Source organism: Microbacterium sp. LMI13-1-1.1 (assembly GCF_040815625.1).
GTDB classification, from domain to species: domain Bacteria; phylum Actinomycetota; class Actinomycetes; order Actinomycetales; family Microbacteriaceae; genus Microbacterium; species Microbacterium forte.
In genome coordinates this window covers 1,308,064-1,322,054 of sequence record NZ_JBFPNL010000001.1, presented here as the reverse complement: position 1 = coordinate 1,322,054, position 13,991 = coordinate 1,308,064, and the positions used below count along the sequence as shown (strand labels likewise).

Genomic DNA, 13,991 nt, shown 5'->3' with positions numbered 1-13,991 from the left:
CGCGCCTGGAGACGTCATGATCGCCCTGTCGCTTGCCGAGATCGCCGCTGTCGTCGGGGGTGATCTCCGCCTCGCCGGTTCTTCGACCGCCGACACCGTCGTCGACGGTGTGGTCGACACCGACTCGCGAAACATGGTGCCCGGATCCGTCTTCGTCGCGAAGCCGGGAGCAGAGACCGACGGACATCGATTCGTCGGCTCGGCGCTGGCCGCCGGTGCTGCGCTCGCGATCGTCGAGCACGCAGTCGATGACGAGATCACGCAGATCATCGTTCCCGACGTCATCGTCGCCCTCGCCGACCTCGCACGGGAGGTCGTCGCGCGCGTGCGCGCAGCGGGCGACCTCAAGATCGTCGGGATCACCGGGTCGAACGGCAAGACGACGACCAAGAACTTCCTCGCCCGCATCCTCGCCGACGAGGGCGAGACCGTCGCGCCCATCAACTCGTACAACAACGAGGTCGGCGCGCCGGTCACCATGCTGCGCGTCACATACGACACACGCTTCCTCGTCAGCGAGTTCGGTGCGGATGCGCCGGGGAGCATCGCCCGCCTCGCCGGACTCGTCGAGCCCGACATCGCGGTGGTGCTGATGGTCGGTATGGCTCACGCCGGCGGTTTCGGCGGCATCGAGGCGACGGCCAAGGCCAAGTCCGAGCTCGTGGCCGCTGCGAGGCCCGAAGGCACCGCTGTGCTCAACATCGACGACTCCCGTGTGGCCGCCATGGGCGAGCTCGCGCGGTCGCGGGGAATGCAGGTCGTCAGCTTCGGGCAGAGCACCGCGGCGGACGTGCAGGCCCACGACCTCGAGGTCACCGCGTCCGGCACCTCGTGCATCATCGAAGCGGCGGGGCAGAGCCTGCCCCTTCGCCTGCGGGTGCTCGGCGCGCACCACATCGGCAACGCGCTTGCGGCCATCGCAGCAGCGGGGGTTCTGGGCGTGTCGGCGTCTGACGCCATCGCGCGTCTCGAGACGGTCGAGATCGCGGAGCGCTGGCGGATGCAGCCCATGGGCAGCGACCGGGTGCGAATCATCAACGATGCCTACAACGCCAGCCCCGACTCCATGTCGGCGGCGCTGCGCACTCTCGCCCAGATCACCGGCCCGGGGGAGCGGACGGTCGCGGTGCTCGGCGCCATGAGCGAGCTCGGTGAGACCGCCGGCGAGGAGCACGACCGGATCGGACTGCTGGCCGTCCGGCTGAACATCCAGCGGATCGTCGTCGTGGGCCCCGAGGCCCGCAGGCTCTACATCTCGGCCATCGGCGAAGGCTCCTGGGACAGCGAGGCCATCTTCTTCCCCGACCAGGACGCAGCGTTCGACTACCTGCGCACCGAACTCCGAGACGGCGACCGCGTGCTCGTGAAGTCCTCCAATTCCGTGGGCCTCCGGCACCTCGGCGATCGTCTGGGAGAATTGTTCTCGTGAGATCTCTCATCATGGCGGCTGCCATCTCGCTCGCCTTCACACTCTTTCTGACTCCCGTCTTCCTCCGGCTCTTCCGGAAGTGGGGCTGGGGCCAGGTCATCCGCACGCCCGAGGCGATCGAGAACCCGAACCACGAGGCGAAGCGCGGAACGCCCACCATGGGCGGCGTCATCTTCATCGTCGGCACCATGGTCGGCTACTTCACCGGCACGTACGTCGGCGGGGGCACCCCCGCGCTGTCCGCGCTTCTCGTCATCTGGCTGATGGTGGGCTTCGGAGCCGTCGGCTTCATCGACGACTACATGAAGGTGCGCAGCCAGCGCAGCCTCGGACTCTCGGGCTGGCGCAAGATCATCGGTCAGCTCGTCGTGATCATCCCGTTCGGCATCGTCGCCCTGAACTTCCCGAACGCGTTCGATCAGACCCCGGCATCCGGTTCGATCTCGCTCTTCCGCGACATCCCCTGGTTGAACCTCTTCGCCTTCACCGCGATCCTCGGGTGGGCGCTGTATCTGCTGTGGATCTCCGTCATCGGCGTCGCGACGTCGAACAGCGTCAACCTCACGGATGGACTCGACGGTCTCGCCGCGGGCGCCGGGGTCATCGTCGTCGGTGCCTACAGCCTGATCGCGTTCTGGCAGTTCAAGCAGTCGTGCGTCGGCGAGGGAGTCGAGACCGCGGCGCTGGGCGGATGCTACGAGGTCCGCGATCCGTTCAGCCTGGCGATCATCGCCGCGTCGTTCGCCGCGAGCCTGATCGGCTTCCTCTGGTGGAACGCTCCCAAGGCGAAGGTGTTCATGGGCGATGTCGGCTCCATGGCGATCGGAGGCGTCATCACCGCGATGGCGATCCTCACCCGCACCGAGCTTCTGCTTCTCGTGATCGCCGGCGTCTTCGTCCTCGCCTCCGGGTCTGTGATCCTCCAGCGCGCGTACTTCAAGATCACCCGCGGAAAGCGACTGTTCCTGATGAGTCCGTTCCACCATCATCTCGAGATGCGTGGATGGTCAGAGGTGACGATCGTGGTCCGCATGTGGATCATCGCCGGACTCCTCGCCATCTCGGCGGTCGGTCTGTTCTACGTGGAGTGGCTGACGCGTGTCGACTGAGACGAGGCTCGCGACGCTCACGAGCTGGAACGCCGACTGGTCTGACCTGCGCGTCGCCGTGCTCGGGCTCTCGATGACCGGGTTCTCGGTGGCCGACACGCTCACCGAACTCGGCGCGGACGTGCTCGTGCTGGCCGAATCGGCCGAGGAGGAGTACGCCAAGCTCCTGCCGGTGATCGGTGCCCGACTCGAGCTCGGTCCTCTCGATCAGGTTCCCGAGGCGCTGACGGAATTCGCACCGGAGGTCGTCATCGCGTCTCCCGGGTTCGCTCCGTCGCACCCCGTGATCCGCTGGGCACAGGAATCCGGCATCGCGCTCTGGGGCGACGTCGAGCTCGCCTGGCGCGTGCGTGACAAGGTGCCGCGCCCGGATGGCACTCCGGCCGACTGGGTGCTCATCACGGGCACCAACGGGAAGACCACCACGACGCAACTGACCGCCTCGCTGCTGGTCGAAGGGGGGCTGCGTGCAGCACCCTGCGGCAACATCGGAGTGCCGGTGCTCGATGCGGTGCGCGATCCGGCGGGCTTCGATGCTCTCGTCGTCGAACTCTCGAGTCATCAACTCTGGTACCTCGGGCTGTCCCAGGCGGAAGGCGAGCTGTATCCGCATGCCTCGGTGTGCCTGAACCTCGCGGACGACCACCTGGTGTGGCACGGGAGCGCGCAGGCGTACCGCGACGCGAAAGCACTCGTCTACCGCAACACCCGCGTCGCCTGCGTCTACAACAAGGCGGACGAAGCGACCAGGATCATGGTCGAGGAGGCCGAGGTCGTCGATGGGGCGCGCGCGATCGGCTTCGATCTCGGCATCCCCGGTCCGAGCGACATCGGTGTGGTGGAGGGGCTGATCGTCGATCGCGCATTCCTGGACGACCGGGCACGAAGCGCGCTCGAGATCACGACCGTCGCGGACCTCCAGGAAGCAGGTCTCGCCGCGCCGCACATCGTGCAGAACATCCTGGCGGCGAGTGCACTCGCCCGCTCGTTGGGAGTCGAGCCCGAGGCCATCCACTCCGCTCTGCAGTCCTTCCGACTCGACGAGCATCGGATTCAGATCATCGCCCGGCACCGCGGCGTCACCTGGGTGGACGACTCCAAGGCGACCAACCCTCATGCGGCCGCTTCGTCGCTCCGCGCCTACCCCGGTGCGGTCTGGGTCGTCGGTGGTGACCTCAAGGGCGTCGACATCGCCGACCTGGTCGCGACGGCCGGGGCGACCGCCCGTGCAGCCGTGGTCATCGGAGTGGAGCGTGCCGCCGTCGTCGCGGCATTCGAGCGACACGCGCCGCAGGTTCCGGTGTTCGAGGTGGATGCTGGCGAGACTGGTCAGGTCATGAGTCGCGTGGTGGAGATCGCCGCGGGGATCGTCGAAGACGAGGGCACAGTCCTGCTGGCCCCCGCAGCGGCCTCCTTCGATCAGTTCTCCAGCTATGCGGATCGAGGACACCGCTTCGCCGAAGCGGTGCAGGACTGGATAGACCGGGGGAGCGCCGATGACACAGGTCGAACGCCCCCACCGCTCTGACCCGAGCAGCACCGGCTCGGGCGGCCTCGCCGCCAGAGTGTCGCTCGGTCGTCGTTTCACTCCGGTCTCGACCGAATTCCTGATGATCGCATCGGCCGCGCTGATGCTGACCATCTTCGGTCTCGTGATGGTGCTCTCGGCGACGAGCGCAACCGCCGTGTCCAACGGGGAGAACCCGATGGACGGCGCTCTGCGTCAGGGGATCTTCGCCGTGCTCGGCGTGCCGCTGATGTTCCTGATCTCACGACTTCCGATCGCTTTCCTCAAGCGCATGGCGTGGCCGGCACTGTTCGGCGCCATCGCACTGCAGCTCCTCGTCTTCACGCCGCTCGGCATCGAGGACGGTGGAAACCGCAACTGGATCATGATCGCAGGGTTCACCCTGCAGCCCTCCGAGTTCCTCAAGCTCGCCCTCGCGCTGTGGATCGGCTACGTCCTGCTGCGCAAGCAGACCATGCTCGGCACCTGGCACCAGGTCTTCATCCCGGTGGTGCCCGTCGGTGCGCTGGCGATCGGAACGGTCATCGCGGGCAAGGACCTCGGCACCGCGATGGTGCTCGTCATCATCCTGCTCGGCTGCCTCTTCTTCTCCGGCGTGAAGCTCCGGCTGTTCATTCTGCCGGTGCTTCTCGGAGTCGTCGCCGTCGTCGCCCTCGCCGTCACCAGTCCCGACCGCATGCGGCGCATCACCGCGACATGCTCCGACATGACGGCCTACACGGGCGACTGCTATCAGTCGATCCACGGGATCTGGGGCATGGCCTCGGGCGGCATCTTCGGGGTGGGCCTCGGCAACTCGCAGGAGAAGTACGGCTGGCTCCCCGCCGCCGGCAACGACTTCATCTTCGCGATCGTCGGTGAGGAACTGGGCCTGATCGGCTGCATCGTCGTGCTGGCCCTGTTCACACTCTTCACCGTCGGCGCCTTCCACATCATCCGCAAGACGGCAGACCCGTTCATCCGCGTCGCGGCCGGCGGTATCACCGTGTGGATCACCGGTCAGGCCGTCTTCAACATCGGTGTCGTGATCGGGCTGTTCCCCGTCATGGGCGTTCCGCTGCCCTTCATGTCGCAGGGCGGCACGGCGCTGCTGGCTGTTCTCATCGCCTGCGGAGTGCTGCTTTCCTTCGCGCGCACCATCCCCGTCGCCGAGGCACGTTCGGCTGGACGAGCCGCTTCAGCAGGGCGGGGTAAGGTCACACGGTGACCACGTACCTTCTCGCCGGCGGTGGAACCGCCGGTCATGTGAACCCCCTGCTCGCCGTCGCTGACGCGCTGCGCGCCCGCGACGCGGAGGCCGCCGTCCTGGTGCTGGGAACGGCCGAGGGGCTCGAGTCCCGTCTCGTCCCGGCCAGGGGCTATGAGCTGCTCGTCGTGGACAAGGTCCCGTTCCCTCGGCGTCCCGACAGGCAGGCCGCCATGTTCCCGGCCCGGTTCCGCCGAGCGATCGCTCAGGTGCGCGATCACATCCGCGCTCATGGCGTCGACGTCGTCGTCGGATTCGGGGGCTACGCCTCCGCCCCCGCCTACGTCGCGGCGCGCCGTGAGGGCGTGCCCTTCGTCGTGCATGAGGCCAACGCGAAGCCGGGCCTCGCGAACGTGCTCGGTGCGCGTCGGGCCGCTGCCACGGGAGTGGCCTTCGCGGGCACACCCCTGCGAGGCGGCGAGGTGGTGGGCATGCCGCTGCGACGAGAGGTCATCGAGCTCGACCGCGCGGCTCTTCGCGACGAAGCCGCCGCGAGCTTCGGGCTCGACCCTGCTCGCCCAGTTCTTCTCGTCTTCGGCGGCTCGCTCGGCGCTCAACGGCTGAACGAGGCCATCGCCGACTCGTGGGGCGACATCCTGGCCGCCGGGTGGCAGCTGCTGCACGTCACGGGCGAGCGAAGCGATCTCGCAGACCCCGAGGTGCCCGGTTACGCGATGCGTCGCTATGTCGACCGGATGGATCTCGCGTTCGCCCTGGCCGACCTCATCGTCTCGAGATCCGGCGCCGCCACCGTGAGCGAGATCAGCGCGCTGGGGATTCCTGCGTTGTACGTGCCGTACTCGGTGGGCAACGGCGAGCAGCGACTGAACGCGGCATCGGCCGTGGCCGCCGGGGCTGCCCGTCTCCTCGACGACGCCACCTTCGACGGCGATGCGGTGCGCCGCCTCGTGCTGCCGGTCATGAAGGATCAGCAGCAACTCGCGGTCATGCAGGCTGCCGCGGGGCAGGTCGGCACCCGCAGCGGCACAGAGAATCTCATCGCCCTGGTTGATCGCGCGCTCAGGGCGTCCTGACATCGCCCTGGACACGGCTCCGCGACGCCGCAACGTCATCACCGAAAAGTAGACTGAACCCGACATGATCAGACCTGACCTCTCCCTCCCGATTCCCGAGTCGATCTCCTCTGCGCACTTCATCGGCATCGGCGGGTCCGGCATGAGCGGACTCGCCAAGATGTTCCTCGATGCCGGCATCCGCGTCTCAGGCAGCGACCGCGCCGACAGCGACAACCTCCGCGCACTCGAGGCAGCAGGAGCCGTCGTGCACGTCGGGCACGACGCCGCCCACCTCGGCGACGCGGACACCGTGGTCCACACCGGGGCGATCTGGCCCGAGAACCCCGAGTTCGTCACCGCCAAGGAGCGCGGGCTGCACGTCATCCACCGCTCGCAGGCGCTGCACTGGCTGATCGGCTCGCGGCGGCTCGTCTCCGTCGCCGGCGCCCATGGCAAGACGACGTCGACCGGCATGATCGTGACCGCGCTGCAGGGGCTCGGCGCCGACCCGAACTTCGTCAACGGCGGCGTGATCGAACAGCTCGGCGTGTCCAGCGCGACGGGGTCGGGTGAGCTCTTCGTGATCGAGGCCGACGAGTCCGACGGCACCTTCCTGCTCTACGACACCGCCGTCGCTCTCATCACGAACGTCGACCCCGATCACCTGGACCACTACGGGTCGGACGAGGCGTTCCACGATGCATTCGTGCGCTTCGCCGACGCAGCGACGGAGGCCGTCGTCATCTCGAGTGACGACCCCGGTGCGCTGCGCGTGGGAGCGGGCCTCTCGCACCCGAACGTCATGACCTTCGGGCAGGCGGAGGGTGCGGATGTCCGAGTGACCGACATCGTGACGGACGGGCCCGTCGCGGCTACGGTGAGTCGGGGATCGGAGAGCGTGCGCCTGCAGCTCGCCGTGCCGGGCGTGCACAACGCGATCAACGCGGCAGGCGCCATCGCCGTCCTCCTCTCGGTGGGCTTCGGTCTGGCTGAGTCCGCGCGCGCCGTCGAGGGGTTCGCCGGCACGGTCCGTCGCCTCGAGCAGCACGGCGTCGAGCGCGGTGTCACGGTCTACGACGACTACTCGCACCACCCGACGGAGGTGCGCGCGGCACTCGAGGCGATGCGATCGATCGCCGGCTCAGGCAGGATCATCGCCATCCAGCAGCCGCACACCTACTCGCGCACGCAGCACATGTTCCGCGAGTTCGCAGACGTGCTCGAGACGTACGCCGACCATACGGTCGTGCTCGACGTCTACGGCGCCCGGGAGGATCCTGTCCCCGGTGTCACCGGCGAGCTGGTGAGCGGCGCGTTCCGCGACCCCTCGCACGTGCACTTCGTGGCCGACTGGCAACAGGCGGCTGACTACACGGCGACGGTGGCCCGCGAGGGCGACTTCGTCGTCACGCTCGGCTGCGGCAATGTCTACCAGATCATCCCGCAGGTGCTCGAGTCGCTGCGGACCACCGAGGTCTGACAGGTGCGTCGTCCGCCTCCGCTTCCGACGCCTCCCGCGGGTCTCGCGGAGGGCGCGCCTCGGCGACGGGCGCAGGCAGGAACGAAGGGGCGCGCGAGAGACGTCGATCATGACGAACGGGCCGACGGACGAATCGCACCCCTGAGGCCGGCACCCGGGGCCGGGGCGGAGGCGCCTGAGGAGGTCGGGGAGCGGCCGACGTCCACGCGTGACGTATGGCGAGCTGCGAGAGCGCGCCGCAGGGCGCTGCGGGCGGAGATCCGGCGGTTCACGCAGCGGTCGCGTCGGCGACGCATCATCTGGCTGAGCGCCCTCGGCGCCGTCGTGCTCCTGATCGGCGGAACGACCGCGGCCGCGTACAGTCCGCTCTTCGCCGTCGAGAAGATCACGGTGCTGGGCGCGACGACGCTGGACGCCGCCGCAGTTGAGGCGGCGCTGGGGGAGCAGGTCGGCACTCCGCTGGCCCTGGTCGACTCGAGCGAGGTCAAGGCCGCTCTGCTGGCGTTCCCCCTGATCGAGACCTATGCGCTCGAGGCGAAGCCGCCTCACGACCTCACGGTGCGGATCGTCGAGCGCACGCCGGTCGGCGTCATCCGCTCGGACGCCGGCTACACCCTCGTAGACGCCGCGGGCGTCGCTCTCGCCACGACCTCCGATCAGCCGGCAGGGCAGCCTCTGCTCGAGATCGACGGGGGCACGGACTCGGCGGCCTTCGAGAGCGCGGGTCTCGTGGTGCGGTCCGTCCCCGCCGACCTGCGCGCCCTGCTCACCGGGGTGAGTGCGACGACGGCCGATGACGTGACTTTGACGTTGAGCAGCGGCCTGACGGTCGTCTGGGGCAGCTCCGAGGACTCTCCGATGAAGAGCGAAGTGCTCACGAAGACCCTGCTCAGCAACCCTGAGGCGTCGACGATCGACGTCACTTCGCCGCATGCGGTGGTCGTCGGCTGAGGTTTCGACGGCAAACGGGCGACACGCCCGTGTCGCTGCGAGTGCAGGGGTGCGTGACGCTTACCTTCGAACAAGAGAAACCAATACCGGGAAATACTTTACACCTCTAGTTGAGGTTTAAGGTTCAACCCGGCGGAATCTCCCCTAAGACAGGTTCGACTATTCGGAGGCCGGCCATGAGCCAGAACCAGAACTACCTCGCCGTGATCAAGGTCGTCGGCGTCGGCGGTGGCGGCGTCAACGCCGTCAACCGCATGATCGATCTCGGTCTCCGCGGAGTCGAGTTCATCGCCGTGAATACCGACGCCCAGGCGCTGCTGATGAGCGACGCCGACGTCAAGCTCGACGTGGGCCGCGAGCTCACCCGCGGACTCGGCGCCGGTGCAGACCCCGAGGTGGGTCGTCGCGCAGCCGAGGACCACGCCGAAGAGATCGAGCAGGCGCTCACGGGCGCCGACATGGTCTTCGTGACGGCAGGTGAGGGAGGCGGAACCGGAACCGGTGGAGCCCCCGTGGTCGCTCGCATCGCGAAGTCGATCGGCGCGCTGACCATCGGTGTCGTCACCAAGCCGTTCTCGTTCGAGGGTCGTCGTCGTCAGAGCCAGGCCGAAGCCGGTGTGGTGAAGCTCAAGGAAGAGGTCGACACCCTCATCGTGGTGCCGAACGACCGCCTCCTCGAGATCAGCGATCGCGGCATCTCGATGATCGAGGCATTCGCTACCGCAGACCAGGTGCTCCTCGCGGGTGTCCAGGGCATCACCGACCTCATCACCACCCCGGGTCTCATCAACCTCGACTTCGCCGACGTGAAGTCGGTGATGCAGGGCGCGGGTTCCGCTCTCATGGGAATCGGATCCGCCCGCGGCGCCGACCGCGCGATCAAGGCCGCCGAGCTGGCCGTCGAGTCGCCGCTCCTCGAAGCCAGCATCGAAGGCGCTCATGGAGTCCTGCTCTCGATCCAGGGTGGTTCGAACCTCGGGATCTTCGAGATCCACGATGCGGCTGATCTCGTCAAGGAGGCCGCGCACCCCGAGGCGAACATCATCTTCGGTACGGTCATCGACGACACGCTCGGCGACGAGGTGCGCGTCACCGTGATCGCCGCCGGCTTCGACAGCGGCGAGCCCTCGTTGCGTCTGGACCCGATGGTCGTCTCACGTCCGGCCGCGGCCAGCACGCTGCCTGAGGTGGCTCTCTCGAACGACGAGGAGAGCAAGCCCGCAGCCGAGACGCCCGCGCCCGAGAAGGCGCAGCAGCGCGTCGCGGCGACGAGCATCGAGCCGGCTTTCGCGGATGATGACATCGACATCCCCGAATTCCTGAAGTGACTCAGGCGCAGGGCCAGGCCGAGTCCGGTCTGGCGGCGCGGCTGTCGGCGATCGATCACCGGATCGCCGACGCCGCGCGCCTGGCCGGCAGGGATCCGGGGGAGATCACCCGGATCGTCGTGACGAAGTTCCACCCCTCGTCGCTCGTCCGCGAACTGCATTCGCTCGGCGTCCGCGACGTGGGGGAGAACCGTCAGCAGGAGCTCTCCTCGAAGACAGCCGAGCTGGACGACCTCGATCTTCGCTGGCACTTCATCGGCCAGGCGCAGACCAACAAGGCGTCCGCGATCCGCCGTAGCGCGGACGCCGTCCACTCGGTCGACCGCGACCGGCTGGCGGATGCCCTGCACAGGGCTGCAGAGGGCGACGACATCCTCGACGTCCTCGTCCAGGTGAACCTCACCGATGACGCGGGCAGGGGCGGAGTCGAGCCCGACGACGCCCGGTCGCTCGCCGAGCACATCCTCGCGCTTCCCTCGCTGCGCCTGCGTGGCGTCATGGCGGTCGCGCCACTCGACGAGGAGCCAGCCTCGGCATTCGCGCGCCTGCGCACGATCGCCGAGAGAGTGCGCGAGGTCGAGCCGACCGCCGACTGGATATCCGCAGGAATGACCGGGGACTTCGTCGCGGCCATCGATGCGGGCGCGACACACCTGCGGATCGGGTCCGCAATCACGGGACCCCGCCCCGACCGGGGTTAACCTCTAAAAAGACCACCCGACACGTTCGAACCGGAGGACACGATGGGTAACCCGCTGAAGAAGACCATGGTGTATCTCGGCCTCGCTGACGAGGAAGAGGTCTACGAGGAGGAGCCGGCCCCGGCCCGCTCCCACCGAGAGCGTGATCGCGACCGCGAACGCGAGGAGCCCGCTCCGGCGCCCGTGACCCCGCTACGGCGCCCCGTCGCCGTGCGCCAGCCCGCAGGAGGGGCAGTGAACGAGATCCTCACCGTGCACCCGAAGCAGTACCGCGATGCTCAGCTCATCGCGGAGAGCTTCCGTGAAGGTGTGCCGGTCATCATCAACCTGTCGCAGATGAGCGATGCAGACGCTCGCCGTCTGATCGACTTCGCCTCCGGGCTCTCGCTCGGCCTCTACGGCCGCATCGAGCGGGTCACCTCGAAGGTCTTCCTGCTGTCGCCGGAGAACATCGCGGTCTCTGGACACGGGGGAATCGCGCACGCGGACGCAGAGTCCGCGGGCTTCGACCAGTCGTAGACCGTGGGGTTCGTCGTCTCCATCGTCGCCAGCATCGTGCATCTGGCACTTCTGCTGTACCTGCTGGTGCTGTTCGCACGTCTCATTCTGAGCTACATCCCGCTGTTCAATCGGGAATGGCGACCCAAGGGCGCCGGACTCGTCGCTGCCGAGCTCGTCTACACGGTGACCGATCCGCCCGTCCGGTTCTTCCGGCGGATCATCCCGCCTCTGCGAATCGGCTCGCTGTCCCTGGATTTCGGGTTCTCGATCACCATCCTGATCGTCCTGATCCTGATGAGCATCGTCCGAAGCTTCATCTGAGTCCTGTGCGACTTCGACACCCTGGGGTGTCGCGGCGTCGCGACTGACAGGCTCGGGGACTATGCTTGGCTCCCAGGTGCGCGCCCCGGGTTCGCGCCGAATCTCGACCACGCCATTCTCCAAAACTGGCAACCGAACTCATCGAAGGAGCCACCATGGCACTTACCCCGGATGACGTCGTCACCAAGCAGTTCCAGCACGTCCGCTTCAAGGACGGCTTCGACCCGGACGAGGTCGACGACTTCCTCGACGAGATCGTCATCGAGTGGCGCAAGGCCCTCGAAGAGAACGTCGAACTCAAGGCCAAGCTGGCCGCGTACGAGTCCGGCGACGCGCCGGCCGCTCCCGCAGCCGCTGCAGAGGCGCCCGCTGCGGTCGTCGAAGAGGCTCCGGCTCCGGCCCAGACGCCGGCTGAGCCCGCTCCGTCGGGTTCCGCCACCGCGACCGCCGGCATCATCGAGCTCGCGCAGCGTCTGCACGACGAGCACGTCGCCGAGGGTGAGGCCAAGCGCGCTCAGCTCATCGCCGAAGCCGAGGGCGAAGTCAACCGCATCCGCACCGAGGCCGAGGCCAAGCAGCGCGAAGAGTCGGCCCGTCTCGAGCGCGAGCGCAATGCACTCGAGGCCCGGATCACCGAGCTCCGCAACTTCGAGCGCGACTACCGCTCGCAGCTGCGCGGCTACATCGAGGGTCAGCTCCGCGATCTCGACGAGAAGTCGGCATCGACGGACTCGACTCCGGTCTCCGCGATCGGACTGTAGGTCGTCCTTTTGCCAGGACGCCGTCCCCTTCGTCGGTCGGCGGCCGGCGCGATCGTCGCGATTCTCGCGGCGATCGTGCTGGCCGCCGATCAGTTTGTGAAGTACCTCACCACGGAGAACCTGCCACTGCAGGAGCCGGTCCCGGTGCTCGGTGAGTTCCTTCAGCTGTACTACGTGCGCAACCCCGGTGCGGCGTTCTCGCTCGGATCCGACGTCACGTGGATCTTCACCATCGCTCTGGCGGTCGTCGCCGGGGTTATCGTGTGGAAGGCCTTCGGACTCCACTCGCGGCTCTGGGCCGTGGTCCTCGGCTGCCTGCTCGGCGGAGTCCTCGGCAATCTCACCGATCGTCTCTTCCGCGATCCTGGATTCCCCATGGGGCATGTGGTCGACATGATCTCGATGCCGTGGATGATGCCCGCGATCTTCAACGTCGCCGACATCTTCATCGTCACCGGAATGATCTCGGTCGCACTGCTCGTCGTGCTCGGGCTTCGTTTCGACGGCACCCGCGAACGCGACCATGTGCTCGTCGAGACCGACGAGGAAGCCGAGGCTGCAGCGTTGGCCGAAGAGGCCGGCGCGGATCCGCACCCCGACGTGGCCCGCCCGGACGGGGCATCTCCCGATGCGCCGGCTCCGGCGTCGGACGGACGCTGAGCGTGGAGTCCCGCTCCCTGCCGGTTCCTGACGGATTGGAGGGCGCACGCGTCGACGCGGCGCTCGCGAAGCTCATGGGCTTCTCGCGCACCTTCGCCGCCGATGTCGCCTCCGCCGGCGGCGTGCGCCTCGACGGAGTCACTCTCGACAAGTCCGATCGTCTGCGTGGTGGAGGATGGCTCGAGGTGGAGTGGCAGCCGAAGGAGGAGCCGCGGATCGTCCCGATCGCGGTTCCCGAACTCGGAATCGTCTATGACGATGACGACATCGTCGTGGTCGACAAGCCCACGGGCGTCGCTGCCCACCCTTCGCTCGGGTGGGAGGGGCCGACGGTCGTCGGTGCTCTCGCCGCGGCAGGGTTCCGGGTGGCCACCAGTGGGGCTCCGGAGCGTCAGGGCGTCGTGCATCGTCTGGATGTCGGCACCAGCGGACTCATGGTGGTGGCCAAGAGCGAGACGGCCTACTCGACCTTGAAGCACGCGTTCAAGGAGCGCACGGTCGAGAAGATCTACCACGCGGTCGTTCAAGGGCATCCTGACCCGCTGACGGGAACGATCGATGCCCCGATCGGCCGTCATCCGAACCACTCCTGGAAGTTCGCAGTGGTGCCGGACGGCAAGCCGTCGGTGACTCACTACGAGACTCTCGAGGCCTTTCCGGGGGCGTCGCTGCTCGAGATCCACCTCGAGACCGGGCGCACGCACCAGATCCGCGTGCACATGGCGGCTCTCCGGCATCCGTGTGCAGGCGATCCGCTCTACGGCGCGGATCCGACGATGTCGGCGCGACTCGGCCTGACGCGTCAATGGCTGCACGCGCACAAGCTGGCGTTCGCGCACCCGGCGACAGAGGACTGGGTGCAGTTCGAATCGCCCTACCCCGCGGATTTCGAGCACGCCCTGGAGATCCTGCGCGGCGAGTGAATCGCCTGCGGCGGATGTCGGCGGACTGAGCCAGACT

14 protein-coding genes are annotated in these 13,991 nt (G+C 67.8%); all 14 read left to right on the top strand.

Annotation, left to right across the window (positions count from 1 at the left end):
• The first annotated feature begins 16 nt into the window (after positions 1-16).
• The 14 genes from MRBLMI13_RS06510 to MRBLMI13_RS06445 all read left to right on the top strand — a co-directional run bounded on the left by MRBLMI13_RS06510 (position 17) and on the right by MRBLMI13_RS06445 (position 13,954).
• Positions 17-1,429, top strand: coding sequence for a UDP-N-acetylmuramoyl-tripeptide--D-alanyl-D-alanine ligase (locus tag MRBLMI13_RS06510; protein WP_042538446.1), 1,413 nt, complete (start codon positions 17-19; stop codon positions 1,427-1,429).
• Positions 1,426-2,538: a phospho-N-acetylmuramoyl-pentapeptide-transferase gene (gene mraY / locus MRBLMI13_RS06505; protein WP_056377159.1), complete on the top strand. Its 1,113-nt coding sequence runs from the start codon at positions 1,426-1,428 to the stop codon at positions 2,536-2,538. The genes MRBLMI13_RS06510 and mraY overlap by 4 nt, the downstream gene beginning before the upstream one ends.
• Positions 2,528-4,066, top strand: a complete 1,539-nt coding sequence (gene murD, locus MRBLMI13_RS06500; protein WP_367819643.1) for a UDP-N-acetylmuramoyl-L-alanine--D-glutamate ligase — start codon at positions 2,528-2,530, stop codon at positions 4,064-4,066. Before mraY ends, murD begins: the two co-directional genes overlap by 11 nt.
• Positions 4,035-5,273 carry a putative lipid II flippase FtsW gene (gene ftsW, locus MRBLMI13_RS06495; protein ID WP_042538439.1) on the top strand — a complete coding sequence of 413 codons (1,239 nt, stop codon included), beginning with the start codon at positions 4,035-4,037 and terminating at the stop codon, positions 5,271-5,273. Before murD ends, ftsW begins: the two co-directional genes overlap by 32 nt.
• The gene (locus tag MRBLMI13_RS06490) at positions 5,270-6,346 is read left to right on the top strand and encodes a UDP-N-acetylglucosamine--N-acetylmuramyl-(pentapeptide) pyrophosphoryl-undecaprenol N-acetylglucosamine transferase (RefSeq protein WP_367819646.1); all 1,077 of its coding nucleotides are present in this window, start codon (positions 5,270-5,272) and stop codon (positions 6,344-6,346) included. Before ftsW ends, MRBLMI13_RS06490 begins: the two co-directional genes overlap by 4 nt.
• A gap of 64 nt (positions 6,347-6,410) precedes the next feature.
• Complete coding sequence (murC, locus tag MRBLMI13_RS06485) at positions 6,411-7,808, top strand: UDP-N-acetylmuramate--L-alanine ligase (protein ID WP_042538435.1); 1,398 nt, start codon at positions 6,411-6,413, stop codon at positions 7,806-7,808.
• Between the two features lie 3 nt (positions 7,809-7,811).
• Positions 7,812-8,759 (top strand): FtsQ-type POTRA domain-containing protein, encoded by a 948-nt coding sequence (locus MRBLMI13_RS06480; RefSeq protein WP_079113085.1) that lies wholly within the window; start codon positions 7,812-7,814, stop codon positions 8,757-8,759.
• A 176-nt stretch (positions 8,760-8,935) separates the two neighbouring features.
• Entirely contained in the window at positions 8,936-10,087 is a 1,152-nt protein-coding gene (ftsZ, locus tag MRBLMI13_RS06475) for a cell division protein FtsZ (RefSeq protein WP_042538433.1), read from the top strand.
• Positions 10,084-10,788, top strand: a complete 705-nt coding sequence (locus tag MRBLMI13_RS06470; protein WP_309689553.1) for a YggS family pyridoxal phosphate-dependent enzyme — start codon at positions 10,084-10,086, stop codon at positions 10,786-10,788. The genes ftsZ and MRBLMI13_RS06470 overlap by 4 nt, the downstream gene beginning before the upstream one ends.
• Positions 10,789-10,830: 42 nt before the next feature.
• Positions 10,831-11,307, top strand: a complete 477-nt coding sequence (locus MRBLMI13_RS06465) for a cell division protein SepF (protein WP_042538430.1) — start codon at positions 10,831-10,833, stop codon at positions 11,305-11,307.
• Positions 11,308-11,310: 3 nt separating this feature from the next.
• On the top strand, positions 11,311-11,610 hold the full coding sequence (locus tag MRBLMI13_RS06460; protein WP_042538428.1) for a YggT family protein: 300 nt from the start codon (positions 11,311-11,313) through the stop codon (positions 11,608-11,610).
• 155 nt (positions 11,611-11,765) lie between these two features.
• The gene (locus tag MRBLMI13_RS06455; RefSeq protein WP_367819650.1) at positions 11,766-12,371 is read left to right on the top strand and encodes a DivIVA domain-containing protein; all 606 of its coding nucleotides are present in this window, start codon (positions 11,766-11,768) and stop codon (positions 12,369-12,371) included.
• A 9-nt stretch (positions 12,372-12,380) separates the two neighbouring features.
• Complete coding sequence (gene lspA / locus MRBLMI13_RS06450) at positions 12,381-13,031, top strand: signal peptidase II (protein WP_367819652.1); 651 nt, start codon at positions 12,381-12,383, stop codon at positions 13,029-13,031.
• Positions 13,032-13,033: 2 nt separating this feature from the next.
• A complete protein-coding gene (locus MRBLMI13_RS06445; RefSeq protein WP_367819654.1) occupies positions 13,034-13,954 on the top strand; it encodes an RluA family pseudouridine synthase in 921 nt (306 codons plus the stop codon).
• The last annotated feature ends 37 nt before the right edge of the window (positions 13,955-13,991 follow it).

Excerpts from the sequence above, each read along its gene's own strand:
- MRBLMI13_RS06510 (WP_042538446.1), top strand. The coding sequence starts at position 17 with ATGATCGCCCTGTCGCTTGCCGAGATCGCCGCTGTCGTCGGGGGTGAT.
- ftsW (WP_042538439.1), top strand. The coding sequence starts at position 4,035 with ATGACACAGGTCGAACGCCCCCACCGCTCTGACCCGAGCAGCACCGGC.
- murC (WP_042538435.1), top strand. The coding sequence starts at position 6,411 with ATGATCAGACCTGACCTCTCCCTCCCGATTCCCGAGTCGATCTCCTCT.
- ftsZ (WP_042538433.1), top strand. The coding sequence starts at position 8,936 with ATGAGCCAGAACCAGAACTACCTCGCCGTGATCAAGGTCGTCGGCGTC.
- MRBLMI13_RS06465 (WP_042538430.1), top strand. The coding sequence starts at position 10,831 with ATGGGTAACCCGCTGAAGAAGACCATGGTGTATCTCGGCCTCGCTGAC.
- MRBLMI13_RS06455 (WP_367819650.1), top strand. The coding sequence starts at position 11,766 with ATGGCACTTACCCCGGATGACGTCGTCACCAAGCAGTTCCAGCACGTC.